This window comes from Leclercia sp. UBA1284, from assembly GCF_002308415.1.
GTDB lineage: Bacteria > Pseudomonadota > Gammaproteobacteria > Enterobacterales > Enterobacteriaceae > Enterobacter > Enterobacter pneumoniae.
In genome coordinates this window covers 1,796,336-1,818,752 of record NZ_DBUS01000006.1, presented here as the reverse complement: position 1 = coordinate 1,818,752, position 22,417 = coordinate 1,796,336, and the positions used below count along the sequence as shown (strand labels likewise).

The window sequence follows — 22,417 nt, the reverse complement described above, 5'->3', positions numbered from 1 at the left end:
CATTTATCTGGCATTTGCATGAGTGATGGGCATCACAAAACCATTGATTTTTGTGATGCAGGTCATATTATAAGCGCATCAACCAAAACACCTGCACATAAAAACAACCGGAGCATACCGATGAAACTGCGCGCAATCCTGAAGAGCATGTGGGAAACCTACTGCAAAACCTTCAAAGACGTCCCGCCTGGCGCGATGTTCTGATAAAAAAACCTGCTGCGGCAGGTTTTTTTATGCCCGAAAACGGCATCCGGGAAGGTGCAAGGGCAGGAGTTTTGCTACTATGGCCGCCTTTCAATAAGGAGAAGCCAAATGTCTCAAAACCTGAGTGCCGATCAGGAGCTGGTCTCTGACGTGGTCGCCTGCCAGCTGGTCATTAAACAGATTCTGGACGTGCTTGACGTCATCGCCCCGGTCGAAGTTCGCGAGAAGATGACCACCCAGCTCAAAAACATCGATTTTAGCAGCCATCCTGCCGCCGCCGACCCGGTCACCCTGCGCGCCATCCAGAAAGCCATTGCGTTGATTGAGCTTAAGTTCACTCCGCAGGGCGAATCCCATTAAAATAAACCGATGTTTTGAATTTAGAAACGTTTTTGTGAAGTTTTTAAACGGGCGGCAGCGCGCCGCCCGGAAAGGTTTTTAGAAGAACAACTGCACCAGCATGTAACTGACCGCGCAGGCGCAGCTTACCCCAATCAGCCCCGGTAAGATAAAGCTGTGGTTGATGATGAATCTGCCAATCCGCGTGGTGCCGGAACGGTCAAAGCCGATACAGGCGAGGTCGCTGGGGTAGGTAGGCAGGACAAAATAGCCGTACGAAGCGGGGAAGAAAGCAATCAGCATTTTGGGATCGATGCCCAGCATAAGCCCCATCGGCGCGACGGCGGTTAAGGCTGCCGCCTGGCTGTTCACCAGTTTTGAGACTAAAAACAGCACGAGGGCATAGGTCCAGGGATGGTTCTTCACTACCCCCTCCAGGGCCATTTTTAACTCTTCCAGATGGGCCTGGAAAAAGGTATCGCTCATCCACGCCACGCCAAATACCGAGAAGATGGCCACCATACCCGCTTTAAAGACCGCGCCATTGGAAATGGATGAGGGGTTAACCTTGCATACCACCAGCATTACCGCACCGGCTATCAGCATCATCATCTGAATGACCAGGTTCATTGAGAGCGGGGTCAGCTTGCCTTTCACCTCAAATGCCGGCCGTAAATCAGGTAACGCCCCCAGCAGAACCACCAGCGCAATACCGGCAAAGAAGATCCACGTTGACCACCAGGCGTGTTTTTGAAATTGCTGGTTTAGCAGGGTCTCAGTGCTACCGTAAATAAACTTTCGTTGCTCAGGATCGCTGATTCGCTTCTGAAACGCTTCATCATCGGCCAGATCTTTGCCCCGGCGCAGGCTCCAGAGCGCCGCTATCGCCACACCCGCTAACGACGCGGGTACTGACACGGCCAGAATCTGCAGAATGCCCCAGGCCTGACCGCCCCCGTGATGCTGGGCAAGGATAGAGATCAGTGACACCACCGCCACAGAGACTGGCGATGCGGTGATCGCCATCTGCGAAGCAACAGAGGCCACGGCCATCGGGCGCTCGGGGCGGATCCCTTTTTTCAGTGCGATGTCGGCGATAATAGGAAACATGGTGTAAACCACATGCCCTGTGCCGCAGAGAAAGGTCAACATCCAGGTGGTAAAAGGGGCCAGCAGGGTAATGTGCTGAGGATGTCGGCGCAGCAGCCGTTCCGCAAACTGCATCATCACATTTAACCCGCCTGCGGTTTGCAGCGTGGCCGCACAGCCGATCACCGCCAGGATGGTGAGCATCACATCGACCGGGGGTTTACCGGGCTGCAGACCAAAGATAAAGCAGAGAATAAACAGCCCAATGCCGCTTATCAGGCCAAGCCCCATACCGCCAAACCGCGTACCTGCCAGCAGGCAGAGGATAATGACCAGAAATTCCATCGTAATCATGAACGCCCTCATCAATGTAAACAGATTTTGCCAAATCATTACATGATGTGTGGGTATTCATTGCGAGCGGGATCGGATTTATTAAAAGTTAATAAAAGCAATGCGTTAGTAACTTTTGCGTAACATAAAAAAGCCCGGCGGAGCCGGGCGTTTAAGCAACAGGAGGATTAATGGTGCTGATGGCTGACAATATTCAGGAGATGTCGGTCGGTCTGTTCCTGACATAAGCCCGCCTGGCGGGCATTCTTCACTTCGTCGAGTACCGCTTTTAATAACAGGCCATCTTGCTGCTGTTCTTGTTTAATTTCCTGCAGGAAATTGAGCGTGCTGCTATCTTTCAGCGCTCTGGCATCCTGCGTTAATTCCGCAAGGTTATGATGGCGCTGTTCATAATCTTCAAGCGTTCGCTGAAAGAGTGCTTCCAGCGTGGAGTAATCTTCGTCGCACAAATCAATGGCTTCAAGTACCGGCATGGCGCCAGAGGCTTTTATAAAGTCAAATACGCGCATCATCTGCGTGACGTTGCTCTGCGCCTGGGTACGCAAAAATGTTGCTGTACCATTCAGACTGTTGTGTGAGCACCATTCACTGAGGCGGAGATAAAGATTAGAAGCGTAATACTCCCGATTCATCTGGGTGTTAAGTTTCTTCATCATGACCTGAACAACCATAATAACTTCCTTTTATTTGGGGTCTTGAACGGGGTAAATTTCACCTCGAAGGGCTTATAAATATAGTTGCTCTTCAGAAGATGAAAGATGAGAAATATTCATTAAATGCACTTAACACAAATTATAATACCCCTGGCGCATTTATAAGAAAATCCTTATAAATATATTCTTACCGTTCATTACTCTTAATTTATAAAACTTAACGCAGGGAAGATATTGACAATTTAGTTGGTAGTTATTTTTCTTATAACATGTTGATATATAAAATTTATTTCCATTTAGTGATCCGGATGGGTCTTTATCAATCCCCCCTGTTTTTATGCGCTTGAGAAAAATGATCCAAACAATAAAAACCAGTGTCCCTGTCTCAGTTCACACGCGCTGATTATTTATTCAGCACAACGACGGCTAAGTGCCATCTTCAAAAGCCTTTCCCTGCTTTAGCCCGTTATGTGATCCATCATGAGGTTTGCTGGCAAAACTTCTGTAAAAATGAAACATTGTTTTATCTTTTGTTGGATACGGGAGTGGTTTATGGCAAAGGTGGCGGTGCTACTGGCACCCGGTTTTGAAGAAGCAGAAGCGATTATTACCATTGATATCCTGCGTCGCATGCATATTGAGGTCGAGACGCTGGCGTGCGCTGAGTCGCGTGCGGTAGTGAGTTACCATAATATTCCCATGGTGGCAGACAGCACCCTGAGCGAAAAGCGCGAGACCCGCTACGATGCCGTTGTCCTGCCCGGCGGGCCGCAGGGCAGTGTCAATCTGGCCGCCAGTGAGGAGGTGGTGCGCTTTGTGGCGGCACACGATGAGATGGGTAAATATATCTGCCCCATCTGCTCAGCGGCGGCACGTGTACTGGGCGGCAATGGTTTATTAAAAGGGCGCCGCTATGTCTGTTCAGGCGATCTTTGGCAGGACGTAAAAGATGGCGTCTATATTGATGCCCCGGTTGTAGAAGATGGCCACCTTCTTAGCGGCAAAGGATTAGGGCATGCGTTCGATTTTGCCCTGACGCTGGCGGCGCGTCTTTTAAAAGACGAAGCTCCGGTACGCGATCACGCCGACCATATCTATTACGCCTGGTAATTTTTCTTACGGGCGCTATGGCGCCCATTTCACAAGGATATCATAGCTGAAGTTATGGATTATCCTGCTTACCCCCTCTTGATTTGTCTGACAAAACCCCCTTTTTTTATGTCATTTTTCGCTGAATTTATGTACGCAATTACTGTAATTCTGCCGTGTGATGGCGCTCTCTTATGGATGATTAATTTCCCGCTAAAACTATCTCAAGCAAACGCGCTTTAATCCCTTCTGGCGCTAATGCCTTGTTTTAAGTCCGATAAAATTAAATTTGAATACGTTTTCCCTACAGAAAAGAACATTAAAGCTGGAGTTTACCATGCACAAATTTACTAAAGCGCTGGCGGCCATTGGTCTGGCCGCGGTTATGTCACAATCCGCTATGGCAGAGAATCTGAAGCTCGGTTTTCTGGTGAAACAACCAGAGGAGCCCTGGTTCCAGACGGAATGGAAATTTGCTGACAAAGCCGGCAAGGATTTAGGTTTCGAGGTGATCAAAATTGCCGTGCCGGACGGTGAGAAAACATTGAACGCCATCGATAGCCTGGCGGCCAGCGGCGCGAAAGGGTTTGTCATCTGTACTCCGGATCCCAAACTGGGCTCGGCCATCATGGCGAAAGCGCGCGGCTACGACATGAAAGTGATCGCGGTAGATGACCAGTTCGTCAACGCCAAAGGTCAACCGATGGAGACCGTACCGCTGGTGATGATGGCCGCCACCAAAATCGGTGAGCGTCAGGGGCAAGAGTTATACAAAGAGATGCAAAAGCGCGGCTGGGACGTGAAAGAGACCGGCGTAATGGCGATTACCGCAGATGAGCTGGATACGGCGCGTCGTCGTACTACAGGCTCCATGGATGCGCTGAAGGCTGCAGGCTTCCCGGAAAAACAGATCTTTAAAGTGCCAACCAAATCTAACGATATCCCAGGGGCATTCGATGCCGCGAACTCCATGCTGGTACAGCACCCGGAAGTGAAGCATTGGCTGGTGTTAGGGATGAACGATAACACCGTGCTGGGTGGCGTGCGTGCGACAGAAGGTCAGGGCTTTAAAGCCGCAGACGTTATCGGTATCGGTATCAATGGCGTGGATGCGGTAAGTGAACTGTCGAAAGCGAAGGCGACCGGCTTCTACGGTTCTCTGCTGCCAAGCCCGGACGTGCATGGCTATAAATCCAGCGAAATGCTCTACAACTGGGTGACCAAAGATGCAGAGCCGGCGAAGTTTACCGAAGTGACCGACGTGGTGCTGATCACCCGCGACAACTTCAAAGCAGAGCTGGAGAAAAAAGGGCTGGGCGGTAAATAAGTTACTGTGATTGCGCCCTCTGCGCTGTGCAGAGGGCCAGACGTTCACTACTCGATCTTCGGAGACGTTATGCAACAGTCTGAACCCTATCTCTCTTTTCGCGGCATCGGCAAAACCTTCCCCGGTGTTAATGCCCTTACCGATATCAGCTTCGATTGCTATGCCGGTCAGGTTCATGCCCTGATGGGGGAGAACGGCGCCGGAAAATCCACACTGCTGAAAATTCTCAGCGGTAACTACGCCCCGACCACGGGCAGCCTGGCCCTGAAAGGGGAGCAGGTCTCGTTTGCTGACACCACCGCCGCGCTGAATGCCGGGGTGGCGATTATTTATCAGGAACTGCATCTGGTGCCGGAGATGACAGTCGCCGAGAACATTTATCTCGGCCAGTTGCCCCATAAAGGCGGTTTTGTGAACCGCTCCTTGCTCAATTACGAAGCGGGTTTGCAGCTTAAGCATCTCGGCCTGGATATTGATCCGCAGACGCCGCTTAAGTATCTCTCCATTGGCCAGTGGCAGATGGTTGAAATCGCCAAGGCGCTGGCGCGAAATGCCAAAGTCATCGCCTTTGATGAACCGACCAGTTCGCTCTCGGCGCGCGAAATCGACAACCTCTTCCGCGTGATTCGCGAGTTGCGCAAAGAGGGGCGCGTCATTTTATATGTCTCCCACCGTATGGAAGAGATTTTTGCCCTCAGCGATGCCATCACCGTCTTTAAAGATGGCCGCTATGTGCGCACCTTCTCTGATATGCAGCAGGTCAATCATGATCAACTGGTGCAGGCGATGGTGGGCCGCGACCTGGGGGATATCTATCACTGGGAGCCGCGTCAGTATGGCGGTGAATTGCTGCGTCTGGAGGAGGTTAAAGCCCCTGGCGTACGCAAGCCCATTAGCCTGACGGTGCGCAGCGGCGAAATCGTCGGTCTGTTTGGCCTGGTGGGAGCAGGGCGCAGTGAATTAATGAAAGGGCTGTTTGGTGGAACGCGTATCACCGAAGGGCAAGTCTATATCGACGGACAGCGGATCGATATTCAGAAGCCTGCTCACGCCATTCGTGCGGGGATGATGCTCTGCCCCGAAGATCGTAAAGCCGAGGGGATCATCCCGGTGCATTCAGTGCGCGATAACATCAATATCTCCGCGCGCCGTAAAACCATCCGCGCCGGCTGCCTGATTAACGATAGCTGGGAGGTGAGCAATGCCGACCATCACATTCGTTCTCTGAATATCAAAACGCCGGGTGCCGAACAGCTGATTATGAACCTCTCTGGCGGTAACCAGCAGAAGGCGATTCTTGGGCGTTGGCTGTCGGAAGAGATGAAAGTGATCTTGCTGGATGAACCGACCCGCGGCATTGACGTTGGGGCGAAACATGAGATCTACAACGTGATTTACGCGCTGGCAAAACGCGGAGTGGCGGTGCTCTTCGCCTCCAGCGATCTGCCGGAAGTACTGGGGGTTGCCGACCGCGTAGTGGTGATGCGGGAAGGTGAAATCGCCGGTGAATTACTTCATGAACAGGCGAATGAACAGCAGGCGTTAAGCCTTGCGATGCCTAAAGTTAGCCAGGCAGTCGCCTGATTAAGGAGAATATGATGTCCTCTGTCACAACTTCCGGAGCGCCAAAATCGGCCTTCAGCTTTGGGCGTATCTGGGATCAATACGGCATGCTGGTGGTCTTCGCCGTACTGTTTCTCGGCTGCGCCATTTTCGTGCCCAACTTTGCCACCTTTATCAATATGAAGGGGCTGGGGCTGGCTATCTCTATGTCCGGGATGGTCGCCTGCGGGATGCTGTTCTGTCTGGCATCCGGTGATTTTGACCTGTCAGTGGCCTCTGTCATCGCCTGCGCCGGGGTCACCACGGCGGTGGTCATCAATATGACCGAAAGTCTGTGGATTGGCGTCGCGGCCGGGTTGCTGCTCGGCGTGGCCAGTGGGCTGGTGAACGGCTTTGTCATCGCCCGCCTGAAAATCAATGCCCTGATCACGACGCTAGCCACCATGCAGATTGTGCGTGGGCTGGCCTATATCATTTCGGATGGTAAAGCGGTGGGTATTGAAGACGAGCGCTTCTTTACGCTCGGCTATGCCAACTGGTTAGGGCTGCCGGCGCCTATCTGGCTGACGGTCGGGTGCCTGATTATCTTTGGTTTCCTGCTCAACAGAACCACTTTTGGCCGTAATACCCTCGCCATTGGCGGTAATGAAGAGGCGGCGCGTCTGGCCGGGGTGCCGGTTGTACGCACCAAAATCATTATCTTCGTTCTTTCGGGGCTGGTGTCGGCAGCGGCGGGTATTATCCTGGCATCGCGTATGACCAGCGGCCAGCCGATGACCTCCATCGGTTATGAGCTGATTGTCATCTCAGCCTGCGTTTTAGGCGGGGTTTCACTGAAAGGCGGCATCGGAAAAATCTCATATGTCGTGGCCGGTATCCTGATCCTCGGCACGGTGGAAAACGCGATGAACCTGTTGAATATCTCCCCGTTCTCGCAGTACGTGGTTCGCGGCCTCATCCTGCTGGCAGCGGTGATCTTCGACCGTTATAAACAAAAAGCGAAGCGCACAGTTTAAGCAAAAATCCCCCTCTGGCGACCCAACTTTTAAGTGTAGTTGCCTACAAAACCCCCTTCCAGCCGCAGCGGGAAGGGGGTCTTCAAATGGCGAGCAGCGTCACACTGTCTATACTTACATGGCTGTAGAGATATCCGTTACTTGATATCTCATTAACTGTGAGGAGGACAAGTGTGGCAGATACGTTAACTGCACCGCCTGTGTTAGCTGGAAATTTTGCTTATTTTTTTGATCTCGACGGAACGCTGGCGACGATAAAACCACATCCGGACGAGGTTGTTGTTCCACCTGATGTCTTGCAGGCGCTTAATCAGCTTGCGCTACAAAATCAGGGGGCACTGGCATTGATATCAGGGCGTTCAATGGCCGAGCTTGATCAGCTGGCCGCACCATACCGTTTCCCGCTTGCCGGCGTACACGGGGCAGAGCGCCGCGACATCCATGATCACTCTCATATTATTTCCCTCCCGACCAGCTTGATTCAATCGCTGCATGCCGAGCTGGCCATCGCGCTTGCCGCATTGCCGGGAACCGAGCTGGAAGCGAAAGGAATGGCCTTTGCGCTGCACTATCGGCGCGCGCCGCAGTATGAGGCGGAAATCATGGCGCTGGCGTCCCGTATGGTGGAGAAAACCCCTCAGCTGTCACTTCAGCCGGGTAAATGCGTGGTGGAGTTGAAGCCAAAAGGCATCAACAAAGGTGAGGCCATCGCTGCATTTATGGCAGAACCGCCGTTTTTGGGTAAAACGCCGGTCTTTTTCGGCGATGACCTGACGGATGAGTACGGATTCAATGTGGTAAACCAGGCGGAGGGTTTATCTGTGAAGGTTGGCCCGGGTCACACCGCGGCAAAATGGCGCCTGGAGGGCGTCTCCAGCGTCTGGGAATGGGTTAAACAAGTCGCTAACCAGAAACAAGAAGAAGAAATAGCGCAAACTAACAGGAGAAATCATTATGGGTCGCTTAGTCGTAGTCTCTAACCGAATCGCACCGCCGGACGATAAAAAAGCCAGTGCGGGTGGTCTTGCTGTAGGGGTACTTGGGGCGTTAAAAGCCGCAGGCGGCCTCTGGTTTGGCTGGAGCGGAGACATAGGCAACGAGGATCAGCCGCTTAAAAAGGAGACGCGCGGGAACATCACCTGGGCATCGTTTAACCTTAGCGAGCAGGATTACGAAGAGTACTATTGTCAGTTTTCAAATGCCGTACTGTGGCCAGCGTTTCACTATCGTCTGGATCTGGTTAAGTTCCAGCGTGAGTCCTGGGAAGGGTATACCCGGGTAAATAGCATGCTGGCAGACAAACTGCTGCCGCTGGTGGAAGAGGACGACAGGCTGTGGATACATGATTATCATCTGCTGCCTTTCGCCGGTGAGCTACGCAAACGTGGCGTAAACAACCGGGTCGGTTTTTTCCTGCACATTCCTTTCCCGACCCCTGAGATCTTTAACGCGCTGCCGCCTGCAGAAGAGCTGCTGGAAGCGCTGTGTGATTATGACCTTCTGGGCTTCCAGACCGATAACGATCAGATGGCTTTCCTGGATTGTGTCGCCAGTAAAACGCGCCTGACCAGCCACGATGATGGTTCTTACAGCGCCTGGGGTAAGCGATTCCGCACCGAAGTGTATCCGATTGGTATTGAACCTGACGAGATTGCCGCCGACGCTTCCGGACCTCTGCCGCCAAAACTGGCGCAGCTGAAAAACGAACTGAAAAACGTGAAGAATATCTTCTCCGTAGAGCGTCTCGACTATTCCAAAGGGTTGCCGGAGCGTTTCCTTGCCTTTGAAACCCTGTTGGACAAGTTCCCGCAGCATCATGGCAAAATTCGTTACACCCAGATTGCCCCTACGTCACGGGGAGAGGTGCAGGCTTATCAGGACATTCGCCATCAGCTGGAGACCGAAGCAGGGCGTATTAACGGCCGCTATGGTCAGCTGGGCTGGACCCCGCTTTACTACCTCAACCAGCATTTTGATCGCAAAATTCTGATGAAGGTGTTCCGCTATGCGGAGGTCGGTCTGGTTACGCCATTGCGAGACGGGATGAATCTGGTGGCGAAAGAGTATGTCGCCGCGCAGGATCCTGCCGATCCCGGTGTGCTGGTGCTATCACAATTTGCCGGCGCGGCGAACGAATTGACCTCAGCGTTGATCGTCAATCCTTATGACCGCGATGATGTGGCGAACGCACTCAACCGCGCATTAACGATGCCGTTAACGGAACGTATTTCGCGTCATGCAGAAATGATGAAAATTATTAAAGAGAACGATATTGATCGCTGGCAGGCGCGTTTTATTGACGATTTAAATCAAATAACCGCTCGCAGCGTGGAGAGCAATCTCCAAAAAAAGGTCGCAACTTTTCCTAAACTGGCCTGAGGTCATACCGCCGGTGGTTTTATAAACCGCCGAGCGGTATTAACAGCACGTCGACTTTAGTGCTGCTAACAATTTTTTTAGCAGAACAGGTAGTCCGGGAAAAAAAGTTTTGATTATGATTGCCACATACCACTAAATCGACCTGCTGCTTTTCACAAATATCGAGAATATATTCGCTCAATTCACCCGTTGCAATCACTGCGCGAGTGAGAGGATATTCTGCCTGCGCGACAAGTTCATTCAAAAATGTCTGGGTTTCTTCCTGTAAAACCCCACGAATATCTTCCAGCATTGGCGCGGCCAGTTGGTTATACATTTCCGGTTCAGCCCCAAGCGTAACCACTGTAATTTTGGCCTGATAAGGGCGGGCGATGGCCACCGCTTTGGCGAGGAGATAGTGGCTTTCAGGAGAAACAGCAACAGAAACAAGCAGATGGGAGTAACGCATTGGACACTCCTTTTTAGAGCGTTAGCCGTCTATTCATCAGCTTTAGCGCGGAATGGTTTTCAGCGCAAGGGGTAGACATGTCAATTGTGTGACGCTAATCATAATTATTCATTAATTATTCATTAATTATTCTTATAGAAAGAATAATCCGTGTACTGCATAGCAAGTCAAAAAACATGCACTTAACCGAAATCATACAAATTCAATCCACATCGGCCAACCTCTTTTAAACAAAATCAACCACCCAAAAAATGGTAACGCAAGGTAATAGTTTACCTATTGACATGCCCCATGCAGCTGTATTTAAAGAGTATTTTATTAACGTTTCTAACATAGAAATGGTTGATATTGCGTAGGGGGCGATGACGGACGCTCTCGGCAAGATGCGTGCCTGACTTATTAACACTTCTGCATGAGTATTCGTCTATTCAGAATATATTCTTCCCTTAATCGTTCAAAAAGAGGGCAAATTAGAAGTCATACTGATGGATTTCTGCCTCCAATTCACTTAAATTATGTGACGTGGATCACATTTATTTTAAATTTCAGCGAGGGCTGCATTGTATGTGACAAACCGGACGAGTACAGTTGCGTCGAATTAGGAAAAATCTTAGTTATTTGTAAGAAATGATAAACGCGAAGAAAAGGAATCTATTTTTTCGTGTCGTTCGGACTCTATACAAACCTTAATTCAACTATGCATTTTAGCCTTTTCTTCTTTTTTACCGGGGTTTTTCCCGGCGACATCACGGGGTGCGGTTACACCGCATAAAAATATTAGTTGGTTATTCGGGATGGGAAAAATGCATACATCCGAGTTGCTAAAACACGTTTATGACATCAACTTGTCATATTTATTGCTAGCACAGCGCTTGATTAGCCAGGACAAGGCGTCCGCTATGTTCCGACTGGGTATCAACGAAGAGATGGCGACCTCTCTGGGCGGATTAACACTGCCACAGATGGTTAAATTAGCCGAGACGAATCAGCTGGTTTGCCAGTTCCGCTTCGATAATCCTCAGGCTATTACGCGTCTCACTCAAGAATCCCGTGTTGACGATCTGCAACAGGTCCATACCGGTATTTTACTCTCGACACGCCTGCTCAACGAAATCAGCCAGCCTGATGATGCGGCAAGGAAAAAAAGGGCCTGATAATGAGCGAAAAAAGCATTGTTCAGGAAGCGCGAGACATTCAGTTAGCGATGGAACTGATTACGCTTGGTGCTCGTTTGCAAATGCTGGAAAGCGAGACTCAGCTGAGCCGTGGTCGCCTTATCAAACTGTACAAAGAGCTGCGCGGTAGCCCTCCGCCGAAAGGCATGCTGCCGTTCTCAACCGACTGGTTTATGACCTGGGAGCAGAACATTCACGCTTCGATGTTCTGCAATGCCTGGCAGTATTTACTGAAGACTGGCTTATGCAGCGGCGTTGATGCCGTTATCAAAGCCTACAAACTCTATCTAGAACAGTGTCCACAGCCGGAAGAGGGGCCTTTGCTGGCACTGACGCGTGCCTGGACACTGGTGCGTTTCGTTGAAAGCGGAATGCTGGAACTCTCTCGCTGCAACTGCTGCGGCGGCAACTTTATCACCCACGCTCATCAGCCTGCAGGCAGCTTCGCCTGTAGTTTGTGCCAGCCTCCATCCCGAGCCGTAAAAAGACGTAAACTTTCCCGGGAGGCTGCCGATATTATTCCACAACTGCTGGATGAACAGATCGAACAGGCTGTTTAACCCTTACGTGTGGGCAAGATTCCAGCAGCGGTAAGTGATTACCGCTGCTTTTTTTTACCCGCCGTTTGGCTAAACCTCCCGAGCTGCGCATCCTGCGAAAGTCACTAGCGGAAGGATGATGTCGTGCTTATCTTATTAGGTTACCTGGTTGTTCTCGGTACAGTTTTCGGCGGTTACATGATGACCGGCGGGCACCTTGGGGCACTCTATCAACCGGCCGAGCTGATCATTATCGGCGGCGCAGGGGTGGGGGCCTTTATCGTTGGTAACAACGGTAAAGCGATCAAGGGGACGCTGAAGGCGTTACCTTTGCTGTTCCGTCGTTCTAAATACACCAAAAGTATGTACATGGACTTGCTGGCACTGCTGTATCGCCTGATGGCGAAGTCGCGTCAGCAGGGGATGTTCTCGCTTGAACGGGATATCGAAAACCCGAAAGAGAGCGAAATCTTCGCGAGCTATCCACGTATTATCGCGGATACCGTCATGCTCGATTTCATCGTTGACTACCTGCGTCTGATCATCAGCGGCAACATGAACACCTTCGAGATCGAAGCCCTGATGGACGAAGAGATCGAAACCCATGAAAGCGAATCCGAAGTGCCGGCGAATAGCCTGGCATTGGTGGGGGATTCCCTGCCAGCGTTCGGGATCGTGGCCGCGGTAATGGGGGTGGTACACGCCCTGGCTTCGGCGGATCGTCCCGCGGCAGAGCTGGGGGCGCTGATTGCCCACGCCATGGTGGGTACCTTCCTCGGGATCCTGCTGGCGTACGGCTTTATCTCGCCGCTGGCTTCCGTACTGCGTCAGAAGAGCGCCGAAACCACCAAGATGATGCAGTGCGTCAAGATCACGCTGCTCTCCAACCTTAACGGCTATGCCCCGCCAATTGCAGTGGAATTTGGGCGTAAGACCCTCTACTCCAGCGAGCGTCCGTCGTTTATCGAACTGGAAGAACACGTGCGTGCGGTGAAAAACCCCAACCAACAGACGACCACTGAGGACGCATGAAAAACCAGTCCCATCCCATCGTCATAGTTAAAAAACGCAAACACAAAAGCCATGGGCACGGTTCCCATGGCTCGTGGAAAATCGCGTATGCGGACTTTATGACCGCGATGATGGCGTTTTTCCTTGTGATGTGGCTGATTTCAATCTCCAGCCCGAAAGAGCTGATTCAGATTGCCGAATACTTCCGTACCCCGCTGGCGACGGCGGTGACCGGTGGGCAGCGTATCTCCAATAGCGATAGCCCGATTCCTGGCGGGGGCGATGACTACACCCAGTCCAAGGGCGAAGTGAAACGCGAACCGAACATCGACGAGCTGAAAAAACGCATGGAGCGCAGTCGCCTGCAAAAACTGCGCGGCGATCTCGACCAGTTGATCGAGGCAGATCCGAAACTGCGTGCGCTGCGTCCGCATTTGAAGATCGATCTGGTGCAGGAAGGGCTGCGTATTCAAATCATCGACAGCCAGAATCGCCCGATGTTTAAAACCGGCAGCGCCGAAGTGGAGCCCTACATGCGCGATATTCTGCGCGGGATCGCCCCGGTGCTGAACGGGATCCCGAACCGAATTAGCCTCTCCGGCCACACCGATGACTTCCCGTATGCCAACGGTGAAAAAGGGTATAGCAACTGGGAGCTCTCTGCGGATCGCGCTAACGCCTCCCGCCGCGAATTAGTGATAGGTGGCCTGGACGATGGCAAAGTGCTGCGGGTTGTCGGCATGGCCGCAACCATGCGCATGAGCGATCGCGGCCCGGATGATGCCATTAACCGTCGTATTAGTCTTTTAGTGCTCAACAACCAGGCGGAGCAGGCCATCCTGCATGAAAACGCCGAGAGTCAGAGTGAGTCACTGGATGATTTGAAACAGCCTGGCGCCTTGCCTTCGGCTGCCGTTCCAACATCGCCACCAGCCAATCCGAGGTGATAGCGTGAGCATGGATATTAGCGATTTTTACCAGACGTTTTTTGATGAAGCCGACGAACTGTTGGCTGATATGGAGCAACACCTGCTGGACCTGGTGCCCGAAGCACCGGACTCTGAGCAGCTCAACGCCATCTTTCGTGCTGCGCACTCTATAAAAGGAGGCGCCGGAACCTTTGGTTTCACCATTCTGCAGGAGACGACCCATTTAATGGAGAACCTGCTGGATGAAGCGCGGCGCGGTGAGATGCAGCTCAATACCGATATTATCAACCTGTTTTTGGAAACCAAAGATATTATGCAGGAACAGCTCGACGCCTATAAAAGCTCGCAAGAGCCGGATGCCGCCAGCTTTGAATATATCTGCAACGCTCTGCGCCAGTTAGCGCTGGAAGCCAAAGGCGAAGCGGCGGTACCTGCCGTTGCGCCGGCGAAACTGAGCGTTGTAGAGACCGCCCCTGCCGCGGCACCAGCCCAGGACGATCGTCTGCGTATCGTGCTGTCTGGTCTGAAAGAGAGCGAAGTTAACCTTCTCGAAGAAGAGCTGAGCAACCTCGCTACGCTGAGCGACGTGGTGAAAGGGAAAGATACTCTTGCCGCGACCCTGAATGGCGACATCGGTAAAGATGATGTTGTGGCGGTGCTCTGCTTCGTGATTGAACCGGATCAGATTAGCTTTGAAACGCCAGCTGCCGTCGAGCCAGCCGCCGTTGAGGTGGTCGCGGTTGCCGAAACCCCGGCTGCACCGGCCGTCGTTCCTGCCGCACCGGCAGTAAAAGCCGCGCCTCGCGAAGCGGCCGCGCCAAACCGCGCGGAAAAACCGGCGGCGCGCTCCAGCGAATCGACCAGCATCCGCGTGGCGGTTGAAAAAGTCGATCAGCTGATCAACCTGGTGGGCGAGCTGGTGATTACCCAGTCAATGTTGGCCCAGCGCTCGAACGAGCTGGATCCGGTCAACCACGGTGACCTGATCACCAGCATGGGCCAGCTGCAACGCAACGCCCGTGATCTGCAAGAATCGGTTATGTCGATCCGTATGATGCCGATGGAATACGTCTTCAGCCGCTTCCCGCGTCTGGTGCGTGACCTCGCGGGCAAGCTGAATAAGCAGATCGAACTGACTCTGATGGGCAGCTCCACCGAGCTGGATAAGAGCCTGATCGAGCGCATTATCGATCCGTTAACTCACCTGGTGCGTAACAGCCTCGACCACGGGATCGAGCTGCCGGAAACCCGCGTGAACGCAGGCAAATCACCGGTCGGAAATCTGATTCTCTCTGCGGAACACCAGGGCGGAAACATCTGCATCGAAGTGACCGATGACGGGGCAGGCCTTAACCGCGAGCGTATTCTGGCGAAGGCGATCTCCCAGGGGATGGCAGTCAGTGAAAACATGACCGACGAAGAAGTGGGCATGCTGATCTTCGCCCCTGGCTTCTCTACCGCCGAGCAGGTGACCGACGTCTCTGGCCGCGGTGTGGGCATGGACGTGGTGAAACGTAACATCCAGGAGATGGGCGGCCACGTTGAGATTCAGTCTAAACAGGGCACGGGTACCACCATTCGTATCCTGCTGCCGCTGACTCTGGCGATCCTCGACGGTATGTCGGTGAAAGTGGCAGGCGAAGTGTTCATTCTGCCGTTGAACGCAGTAATGGAATCACTGCAGCCGCGCGAAGAAGATCTGCATCCGCTGGCGGGTGGCGAGCGCGTACTGGAAGTGCGTGGCGAGTACCTGCCGCTGGTGGAATTGTGGAAAGTGTTCGATGTGGCAGGGGCCAAAACCGAGGCGACGCAGGGGATTGTGGTCATTCTGCAGAGCGCGGGTCGTCGTTATGCGCTGCTGGTCGATCAGCTGATTGGCCAGCACCAGGTCGTGGTGAAGAACCTGGAAAGCAACTACCGCAAAGTGCCTGGAATTTCAGCCGCCACCATCCTTGGGGATGGCAGCGTGGCGCTGATCGTCGATGTTTCGGCGCTTCAGGGTTTAAATCGTGAACAACGTGTGGCGTACACAGCCGCCTGATACTGTTAAGAAGGTAATAACATGACCGGTATGAGTAATGTAACCAAGCTGGCCGGCGAGCCGTCAGGGCAGGAATTCCTGGTATTCACTTTAGGTGACGAAGAATACGGTATCGATATTCTGAAAGTGCAGGAGATCCGTGGCTATGATCAGGTCACTCGCATTGCTAACACGCCTGAATTCATTAAAGGCGTAACGAACCTGCGTGGCGTCATCGTGCCGATCGTCGATCTGCGCGTGAAGTTCAGCCAGGGCGACGTGGATTATGACGATAACACCGTCGTGATCGTACTGAATCTTGGTCAGCGTGTGGTGGGCATTGTGGTGGATGGCGTCTCTGATGTCCTCTCCCTGACTGCCGATCAGATTCGCCCGGCACCAGAATTCGCGGTGACGCTGTCAACCGAGTACCTGACCGGTTTGGGTGCTCTGGGTGAGCGGATGCTGATTCTGGTGAACATCGAGAAGTTACTGAACAGCGATGAGATGGCACTGCTGGACATTGCCGCGACGCACGTAGCCTGATGTGTAACGGGAGGGGAATCCCTCCCGTTTTTTTTATCCCCTTTTCTGCTTTTTCCTCGTAAAAAAACGCTTCTGCAAAATATATTTCGAATAAATAGCCCGCCTATTATTTAGCTATCCTTAACTGTTTATTATAAGAATTTAAATATAACCCCTTCAGGCTATTTATCCTGAAAGCTTTCAGCGCCCTGAATTGCGAACATGATCATAAATTAAATCGCTAAAACGCTAAAAAACAGCGATTCAGGAAAAGTATAATTACCTTAAGTCGTTGTTTTTGATGCACATTAAAATTAATAACCGTTTTTTCCGATAGAGTGCAATAAAAGTGGCTGATTGTCGTTCCGTAAACTAAATTCATTTTAGTGACTCATAAATAACAATAATGAGTCAGCACCAATTATGCGTTAGCCAAATAGACAACGGCTGATAACATTTTCTGGAGGGTGGAAAATGAACAGGAAACTTCTCACGATATTCACAGGTTCATTGTTGGCGTTAAGTGCCGGTTCGGCGCAGGCGGTAACCAGCAGCGGGACGATTGGCGCAACCCTGACGTTGACCAACGGATGCTTGATCAACGGATCGCCAACGCAAAACGGCATTAACTTCGGTACTCTGGACTTCGGTACTCACCCGGCGACTTTCTCCACCCTGACTACCCAGCTTACCGGGGCCAGCGGCGGCAATACCTTTACCATCCAGTGCACCACCGACAGTTATACGGTCGCCATTACCGGCAACACCAACTCCACGGCCCCTGGTACGGTAGTGGGTACGCCAGGGACCCCAACGCGCTATCTGGTGAATACGGCCAATGCCGCACAGGGCGTGGCTTATAGTCTGTTTAGCGACAGCGGGTACAACAACATCATTGCCAATAACGCACCGCTTCCGATTGCATCCACCGCTGGGGGCGTAAACAGCTATACGCTGTATGGCCGAATTACCGGTGGTGGCAACAGCGTGACGGTTGTTCCCGGCACCTACACCGATACCATCAACGTTAGCGTCACCTATTAAGCTGTCCCGCAATGCGCGTAGAGAGTGCATCGCTCCGGCCACGGGGTAAGGGGAAGCTGCGCACATTTTTCTGCCTAAGCCTGGCGCTGCTGGTAACACAGAGCGCTCAGGCGATCACCACCCAGCAGTTCAGGGTTAACGCCACCATCACTCCCGGATGCTCGGTGATGGCTGGAACGGGCAGTGTGTTAGGGACGCTCAACTTTGGTACCCGCTCCGGGGTGGAGAGAGGCCAGGTCAGCACCAGTTTTGTCCCTAACGGCGCGCTCAGCATTGCCTGTACACCCGGCGTGGCGCTGAGCATGACTATCGACGGCGGCCAGTATTACACCTCGGTACGGAATATGCAGCGCAGCGGAGGAACTCAGCGCGTGGCGTACCGTCTCTACAGCAGCAGTTCGCTTGGGGCCAACAGTGAAATCGGCGTAAACCAGGCCATTCCTGTGGCCTATACCAATAGCAATAACATTGCCTTGCCACTTTTTGGCGTGGCGCTTCTGACCGGCTTTAGCCCGGCAGGAAACTATTCAGATCAACTCACCGTGACCTTGTCATGGTGAATAGGGAGAAGGACGATGAGGATATTTGCATCCGGCAGGGCGCTGGCGTTAGCCATGGCGCTGGGCATCACGGCAGGCACGGCGCACGGCGCGGCAACCATTCTACTCTGGCCAATCGATCCCTGGCTCTCTGCGGATACCAAAGCGACCGAGCTGTGGGTGCAGAATCAGGGAAACAGCGCCACCACCATGCAGGTGCGGATTGTGCGCTGGCGGCAGGAGAATGGCCTTGAGCGCTACACCGCGCAGCAGGATGTGGTCGCCAGCCCTCCTATCGTCACCATCGCGAAAGGCAGTAAACAGCTGATTCGTCTGATTAAACAAGGTGATGTGCCGGTGGGCGTTGAGCAGGCCTACCGGATTATTGTCGATGAAATTCCCCAGCCTCAGGACAACGCGACGCCGCAAATGGGCCTGAAACTGCAGATGCGTTACTCCATTCCGCTGTTTGTTTATGGACAGGGGATCCCGACCATTAAAGAGGGTGAGCATCACGCTCTGGTCGATACCAATGCCCTGAGCTGGCGAGTGGTTCGCGACAATGGACAACCGCAGCTACAGGTGCGTAACCGCAGCGACGTGCATGTTCGCTTAAGCAAGGTCACCCTTTCGCAGGGCGGGCAGCAACGAACTATCGCGGATGGTTTGCTCGGCTATGTTTTACCGGGCAGCGAACGCAGCTGGCCGTTGCCTGCCGGGATTGGCCAGCCGGGACAGATGAGTGCGGAAATTAATGCCCGGGATACGCGATGGCAGTCGGCCCCCGTCAACTGAAACCGACCATGATGATGCTGCTTTGTCTGTCGACCGCGAGCTGGGCAGAAACCGGCGATGACGCTTTACCGCCGCCGCCTGCACCGCAGTCGTTAAATGACGAAGCCGTATTTCAACTGGGGTTGATCGTTAACCATTACGACACCGGACAGGTAGTGCCTGTGAGCCAGCGTAACGGTGAGTTCTGGATCTCCAGCGCCGATCTGCTGCGCGCCGGACTACCGCCGGAAAAAGTGCCGCCAGGCGAGGTCAATCTGGCGCAGCTAACCGGCGTCAGAACCGAATATGATAGCGCCGGCCAGCGTCTACTGCTGAGCGTGCCGCGAGACTGGATCTCTGCCAGAGTTACCCCTTTCGGCGGCACGCCTGCCCAGAGCAAACCGCGTTACGGCAGAGGGGCGCTGCTGAACTATGACTTCTACTCCAGCAAAACCGAGCACGCGGGCGGGCAAGCCTCTCTCTGGCATGAATTCCGCTATTTTGACGACCGGGGTTCATTATCCTCGACCGGTTATTACCGGCAAAACTTCTCTGGCGGTGGCCAGCAGGAGGGGTATGTGCGCTACGACACGACGCTGCTGGTGACCAATGAAGATGACGCCATCACCTGGAGCGCCGGGGATGTGATCAGCGATGCCCTGAGCTGGAGCAGCAGCGTGCGCATGGGCGGTATCAGCTACGGCCGTGACTTCTCGCTGCGCCCGGACCTTGTGACCTGGCCACTGCCGGAATTTTCCGGCGAGGCGGCGGTGCCAACGTCGGTGGATCTCTTTGTGAATGGCTACCGGGCTGGCTCCACCCGATTACAGCCGGGCCCCTTCACCCTGACCAACCTTCCTTATATCAACGGCGCGGGTGATGCGGTTCTGGTCACCACCGATGCGCTTGGTCGCCAGGTAAGCACCACACTTCCGTTTTACGTCACCAGCGAACTGCTCAAAGAGGGGCTGAGCGACGGGGCGATAACCCTCGGGAGCCTGCGACGTAACTACGGGATTGAAAATTTCGACTACGGCCCGGCGGCGGGCAGCGGATCCTACCGCTATGGTTTGACCGACTGGCTCACTCTTGAAGGACACGTTGAGGGGGCGGAGGAGCTGGCTCTTGGCGGGGCAGGCACGGTGGTTAAACTGGGTCGCTTTGGGGTAGTGAATACCGCCTTGTCTCACAGCCGGATGCGCGGCGACGACGGGGAGCAGATCAACTGGGGTTATCAGTACAGTACCAGCGCATTCAGTCTTGCTACCCAGCACAGCCGCCGCGATCGCGGCTTTGGTAACCTGGCGCTGTACGATCAGCCTACGATTTATGACGAATACAACCAGCCTATTGCCAGTCTCAGCCGCAACACGGATCAATACTCCGTGAGCGTTAACCTTGGCGATTACGGCAACATCGGTGCGGCATGGATTGGCGTAGAGAGTTTTGATAGCCAGAAAACCGAGCTGCTTAACCTCTCCTGGAGCCGCAATCTCTGGGGCAGCAGCAGTATCTATCTGGCCGCCAGCCGGGATCAGCAGCGCGGCGACTGGACCGTGGCCATGTCGTTGCAAATTCCGCTTGGCGAGCGCGACAGTGCTGCGGTAACCCTGGAGAATACGCCGGATTCGGGCAGTACCCAGCGTCTCAACTACAACCATTCGATGCCGACCGACGGCGGCTTTAGCTGGAACATGGCGCTGGCGCGGCAGTCCCGCTCCAGCAACTATCAGCAGGCGTCGCTGGGCTGGCGCAATAACAATATTGAAGTGCAGGGCGGCGGTTACGGCGAACGTGACATGATGACCTGGTGGGGCGAAGCGTTAGGTTCGGTGGTGCTGATGGATGGCGAACTCTTTGCCGCCAATAAGATCAACGACGCCTTCGTGGTCATCAGCACCGACGGGCAGCCGGACGTGCCGGTCAGCTATGAAAACCAGCCGGTCGGAAAAACGAACAGGAATGGCTATCTGCTGGTTAGCGGCGTCTCGGCCTATTATCCCGCCAGCTACAGCATTAACACTCTCGATCTGCCAGCCGATACCCGGCTGAAAGAGACCGAACGCCGGGTCGCCCTGCGCCGTAATAGCGGTTATCTGGTTGATTTTCCGATGGAGCAGGAGCGCGTCGCCAGCGTGATTCTGCACGATGGGGAAGGGCATGCTATTCCGTTGGGCAGTCAGGTTCGACGGGCGTCGCACTCTAACGCTACCGTGGGGTATGACGGTATCGCCTGGCTCGAGGATCTGAACGACGTCAATCCGCTAGAGGTGCGCACCCCGGAAGGCAAAACCTGCAAGGTCACCCTCACACTGGCCGCCAACCCGGACCATAAGCTGCAAACATACGGTCCACTTACCTGCAGGCTGACGCCATGAAACGCCTGCTACTGCTCTTTGTGCTGCTGATGCTCTCCGGCGCCAGCTGGGGAGCCTGTACTGCCAGCACCCTGAACGCCAACTTTGGCAGCGTGACCTCTTTTGCGCTGAGCGGTAGCAATGAAGTGCAGACTACCGGCACGCTGGTCGTGAACTGTGATGCAATACTGAATTTGCTGACCAACGACTCCATCACCTTAACGTACACCGGAGCCACGATTGCCGCGTCGAATCGCGCGACCCTGAAACGCACCGATAATGCGGCAATCACCGACGTCATCCCTGTCCGGCTGTGCGGCGCCTCCGGGTGTAATACCGCTAACGAAGTGCAGATCGGCAGAACCTACACCTGGAGCGGCAACACGCTGCTGGGTCTGCTGGGCAGCCGGCAGTATAATATTCCGCTCTATTTTCGTACCCTGGCCGGGCAGAATGTCACCGCCGGACCCTATCGGGTCACTCTCAATTTCAGCATCTATTACAACGTCTGCTCGGTGGGGGCGGCCGGATTATGCCTTACGCCGCAAACCGGTACGGTCACCACCAGCATCGCGGTGGATATCAATGTCACCAACGACTGTAGCGCCATGACCACGCCGGATATCAACTTCAACAGTGCGCCGCTGGTGCAAAATTTCCCCACGGTCTCGCAGGCAATCTCTGTCTCCTGTACCAAGGGCAGCGTTTACACCATTGGCATTAACAATGGCGCTAACGCCCTTAACAACGTGCGGCAAATGGCCAGCGGCAGTAACCGCATGAGCTATGACATCTATAAAGGCGCCACCGCCAACCGCTGGGGAAGCAGCGGTTCGGAGCGCTGGTCCAGCGGCACCTCCTCACAGGTCAGCGCCGATGGCCTGCTGCGTACCTATAATTACACCGCCAAAGTCCTGACGACCCAGGCCACCCCGCCCGCCGGTAGTTACACCGATACCCTGATTGTTGATGTCGCCTTCTAAGCCGCGCTTTTCCCTTTCGCAAATGTAAAGTTCCCGTCAGCTGTGCCGATAACACCGATA

Annotated in this window: 22 protein-coding genes; 19 read left to right on the top strand and 3 right to left on the bottom strand. The window is 53.6% G+C overall.

The window, feature by feature from the left end; translation table 11 throughout:
• Nucleotides 1–120: 120 nt before the first annotated feature.
• Both azuC and B3511_RS11980 read left to right on the top strand, forming a co-directional pair.
• Nucleotides 121–204, top strand: a complete 84-nt coding sequence (azuC, locus tag B3511_RS11985) for a stress response protein AzuC (protein ID WP_154298819.1) — start codon at nucleotides 121–123, stop codon at nucleotides 202–204.
• 108 nt (nucleotides 205–312) lie between these two features.
• A complete protein-coding gene (locus B3511_RS11980; protein WP_046885075.1) occupies nucleotides 313–564 on the top strand; it encodes a DUF2766 family protein in 252 nt (83 codons plus the stop codon).
• A gap of 78 nt (nucleotides 565–642) precedes the next feature.
• Here B3511_RS11980 and B3511_RS11975 read toward each other — a convergent pair whose 3' ends face one another.
• Both B3511_RS11975 and B3511_RS11970 read right to left on the bottom strand, forming a co-directional pair.
• A complete protein-coding gene (locus B3511_RS11975; protein WP_233802901.1) occupies nucleotides 643–1,986 on the bottom strand; it encodes an anaerobic C4-dicarboxylate transporter in 1,344 nt (447 codons plus the stop codon).
• Between the two features lie 167 nt (nucleotides 1,987–2,153).
• Nucleotides 2,154–2,657, bottom strand: a complete 504-nt coding sequence (locus tag B3511_RS11970; RefSeq protein ID WP_040075070.1) for a non-heme ferritin-like protein — start codon at nucleotides 2,655–2,657, stop codon at nucleotides 2,154–2,156.
• 534 nt (nucleotides 2,658–3,191) lie between these two features.
• Between B3511_RS11970 and B3511_RS11965 the strand changes: the two genes are divergently transcribed.
• The 6 genes from B3511_RS11965 (at nucleotide 3,192) to otsA (ending at nucleotide 10,013) form a co-directional block, all read left to right on the top strand.
• Complete coding sequence (locus B3511_RS11965) at nucleotides 3,192–3,749, top strand: DJ-1/PfpI family protein (protein WP_212475586.1); 558 nt, start codon at nucleotides 3,192–3,194, stop codon at nucleotides 3,747–3,749.
• 316 nt (nucleotides 3,750–4,065) lie between these two features.
• Entirely contained in the window at nucleotides 4,066–5,055 is a 990-nt protein-coding gene (gene araF / locus B3511_RS11960) for an arabinose ABC transporter substrate-binding protein AraF (RefSeq protein ID WP_046885078.1), read from the top strand.
• Between the two features lie 69 nt (nucleotides 5,056–5,124).
• Nucleotides 5,125–6,639, top strand: coding sequence for an L-arabinose ABC transporter ATP-binding protein AraG (araG, locus tag B3511_RS11955; RefSeq protein WP_212475588.1), 1,515 nt, complete (start codon nucleotides 5,125–5,127; stop codon nucleotides 6,637–6,639).
• Nucleotides 6,640–6,653: 14 nt separating this feature from the next.
• Nucleotides 6,654–7,634 (top strand): arabinose ABC transporter permease AraH, encoded by a 981-nt coding sequence (araH, locus tag B3511_RS11950; RefSeq protein WP_040075074.1) that lies wholly within the window; start codon nucleotides 6,654–6,656, stop codon nucleotides 7,632–7,634.
• A 173-nt stretch (nucleotides 7,635–7,807) separates the two neighbouring features.
• The gene (gene otsB / locus B3511_RS11945; RefSeq protein ID WP_207291986.1) at nucleotides 7,808–8,614 is read left to right on the top strand and encodes a trehalose-phosphatase; all 807 of its coding nucleotides are present in this window, start codon (nucleotides 7,808–7,810) and stop codon (nucleotides 8,612–8,614) included.
• On the top strand, nucleotides 8,589–10,013 hold the full coding sequence (otsA, locus tag B3511_RS11940) for an alpha,alpha-trehalose-phosphate synthase (protein WP_046885081.1): 1,425 nt from the start codon (nucleotides 8,589–8,591) through the stop codon (nucleotides 10,011–10,013). Before otsB ends, otsA begins: the two co-directional genes overlap by 26 nt.
• Nucleotides 10,014–10,032: 19 nt before the next feature.
• Here otsA and uspC read toward each other — a convergent pair whose 3' ends face one another.
• A complete protein-coding gene (gene uspC / locus B3511_RS11935) occupies nucleotides 10,033–10,461 on the bottom strand; it encodes a universal stress protein UspC (RefSeq protein WP_046885082.1) in 429 nt (142 codons plus the stop codon).
• 803 nt (nucleotides 10,462–11,264) lie between these two features.
• Here uspC and flhD point away from each other — a divergent pair.
• The 11 genes from flhD to B3511_RS11880 all read left to right on the top strand — a co-directional run bounded on the left by flhD (nucleotide 11,265) and on the right by B3511_RS11880 (nucleotide 22,357).
• Entirely contained in the window at nucleotides 11,265–11,615 is a 351-nt protein-coding gene (gene flhD, locus B3511_RS11930; protein ID WP_040075078.1) for a flagellar transcriptional regulator FlhD, read from the top strand.
• Nucleotides 11,616–11,617: 2 nt separating this feature from the next.
• A complete protein-coding gene (gene flhC / locus B3511_RS11925; protein ID WP_040075079.1) occupies nucleotides 11,618–12,196 on the top strand; it encodes a flagellar transcriptional regulator FlhC in 579 nt (192 codons plus the stop codon).
• Between the two features lie 123 nt (nucleotides 12,197–12,319).
• Nucleotides 12,320–13,207, top strand: coding sequence for a flagellar motor stator protein MotA (motA, locus tag B3511_RS11920; RefSeq protein WP_040075080.1), 888 nt, complete (start codon nucleotides 12,320–12,322; stop codon nucleotides 13,205–13,207).
• Nucleotides 13,204–14,133 carry a flagellar motor protein MotB gene (motB, locus tag B3511_RS11915; RefSeq protein ID WP_046885083.1) on the top strand — a complete coding sequence of 310 codons (930 nt, stop codon included), beginning with the start codon at nucleotides 13,204–13,206 and terminating at the stop codon, nucleotides 14,131–14,133. The genes motA and motB overlap by 4 nt, the downstream gene beginning before the upstream one ends.
• Nucleotides 14,134–14,137: 4 nt before the next feature.
• Nucleotides 14,138–16,156, top strand: a complete 2,019-nt coding sequence (cheA, locus tag B3511_RS11910) for a chemotaxis protein CheA (protein ID WP_286782495.1) — start codon at nucleotides 14,138–14,140, stop codon at nucleotides 16,154–16,156.
• 21 nt (nucleotides 16,157–16,177) lie between these two features.
• Complete coding sequence (cheW, locus tag B3511_RS11905; RefSeq protein ID WP_040075083.1) at nucleotides 16,178–16,681, top strand: chemotaxis protein CheW; 504 nt, start codon at nucleotides 16,178–16,180, stop codon at nucleotides 16,679–16,681.
• 453 nt (nucleotides 16,682–17,134) lie between these two features.
• Nucleotides 17,135–17,704 (top strand): Csu type fimbrial protein, encoded by a 570-nt coding sequence (locus tag B3511_RS11900; protein WP_040075084.1) that lies wholly within the window; start codon nucleotides 17,135–17,137, stop codon nucleotides 17,702–17,704.
• Between the two features lie 11 nt (nucleotides 17,705–17,715).
• Entirely contained in the window at nucleotides 17,716–18,264 is a 549-nt protein-coding gene (locus B3511_RS11895) for a Csu type fimbrial protein (protein ID WP_207291982.1), read from the top strand.
• A 15-nt stretch (nucleotides 18,265–18,279) separates the two neighbouring features.
• Nucleotides 18,280–19,038 (top strand): fimbrial biogenesis chaperone, encoded by a 759-nt coding sequence (locus tag B3511_RS11890; RefSeq protein ID WP_414671874.1) that lies wholly within the window; start codon nucleotides 18,280–18,282, stop codon nucleotides 19,036–19,038.
• Nucleotides 19,014–21,395: a fimbria/pilus outer membrane usher protein gene (locus B3511_RS11885; RefSeq protein ID WP_286782492.1), complete on the top strand. Its 2,382-nt coding sequence runs from the start codon at nucleotides 19,014–19,016 to the stop codon at nucleotides 21,393–21,395. Before B3511_RS11890 ends, B3511_RS11885 begins: the two co-directional genes overlap by 25 nt.
• The gene (locus B3511_RS11880) at nucleotides 21,392–22,357 is read left to right on the top strand and encodes a Csu type fimbrial protein (protein ID WP_286782491.1); all 966 of its coding nucleotides are present in this window, start codon (nucleotides 21,392–21,394) and stop codon (nucleotides 22,355–22,357) included. The genes B3511_RS11885 and B3511_RS11880 overlap by 4 nt, the downstream gene beginning before the upstream one ends.
• The last annotated feature ends 60 nt before the right edge of the window (nucleotides 22,358–22,417 follow it).

Excerpts from the sequence above, each read along its gene's own strand:
- azuC (WP_154298819.1), top strand. The coding sequence starts at position 121 with ATGAAACTGCGCGCAATCCTGAAGAGCATGTGGGAAACCTACTGCAAA.
- B3511_RS11980 (WP_046885075.1), top strand. The coding sequence starts at position 313 with ATGTCTCAAAACCTGAGTGCCGATCAGGAGCTGGTCTCTGACGTGGTC.
- B3511_RS11975 (WP_233802901.1), bottom strand. The coding sequence starts at position 1,986 with ATGATTACGATGGAATTTCTGGTCATTATCCTCTGCCTGCTGGCAGGT.
- B3511_RS11970 (WP_040075070.1), bottom strand. The coding sequence starts at position 2,657 with ATGGTTGTTCAGGTCATGATGAAGAAACTTAACACCCAGATGAATCGG.
- B3511_RS11965 (WP_212475586.1), top strand. The coding sequence starts at position 3,192 with ATGGCAAAGGTGGCGGTGCTACTGGCACCCGGTTTTGAAGAAGCAGAA.
- araF (WP_046885078.1), top strand. The coding sequence starts at position 4,066 with ATGCACAAATTTACTAAAGCGCTGGCGGCCATTGGTCTGGCCGCGGTT.
- araG (WP_212475588.1), top strand. The coding sequence starts at position 5,125 with ATGCAACAGTCTGAACCCTATCTCTCTTTTCGCGGCATCGGCAAAACC.
- araH (WP_040075074.1), top strand. The coding sequence starts at position 6,654 with ATGTCCTCTGTCACAACTTCCGGAGCGCCAAAATCGGCCTTCAGCTTT.
- otsA (WP_046885081.1), top strand. The coding sequence starts at position 8,589 with ATGGGTCGCTTAGTCGTAGTCTCTAACCGAATCGCACCGCCGGACGAT.
- uspC (WP_046885082.1), bottom strand. The coding sequence starts at position 10,461 with ATGCGTTACTCCCATCTGCTTGTTTCTGTTGCTGTTTCTCCTGAAAGC.
- flhD (WP_040075078.1), top strand. The coding sequence starts at position 11,265 with ATGCATACATCCGAGTTGCTAAAACACGTTTATGACATCAACTTGTCA.
- flhC (WP_040075079.1), top strand. The coding sequence starts at position 11,618 with ATGAGCGAAAAAAGCATTGTTCAGGAAGCGCGAGACATTCAGTTAGCG.
- motB (WP_046885083.1), top strand. The coding sequence starts at position 13,204 with ATGAAAAACCAGTCCCATCCCATCGTCATAGTTAAAAAACGCAAACAC.
- cheW (WP_040075083.1), top strand. The coding sequence starts at position 16,178 with ATGACCGGTATGAGTAATGTAACCAAGCTGGCCGGCGAGCCGTCAGGG.
- B3511_RS11900 (WP_040075084.1), top strand. The coding sequence starts at position 17,135 with ATGAACAGGAAACTTCTCACGATATTCACAGGTTCATTGTTGGCGTTA.
- B3511_RS11895 (WP_207291982.1), top strand. The coding sequence starts at position 17,716 with ATGCGCGTAGAGAGTGCATCGCTCCGGCCACGGGGTAAGGGGAAGCTG.
- B3511_RS11890 (WP_414671874.1), top strand. The coding sequence starts at position 18,280 with ATGAGGATATTTGCATCCGGCAGGGCGCTGGCGTTAGCCATGGCGCTG.
- B3511_RS11885 (WP_286782492.1), top strand. The coding sequence starts at position 19,014 with ATGGCAGTCGGCCCCCGTCAACTGAAACCGACCATGATGATGCTGCTT.
- B3511_RS11880 (WP_286782491.1), top strand. The coding sequence starts at position 21,392 with ATGAAACGCCTGCTACTGCTCTTTGTGCTGCTGATGCTCTCCGGCGCC.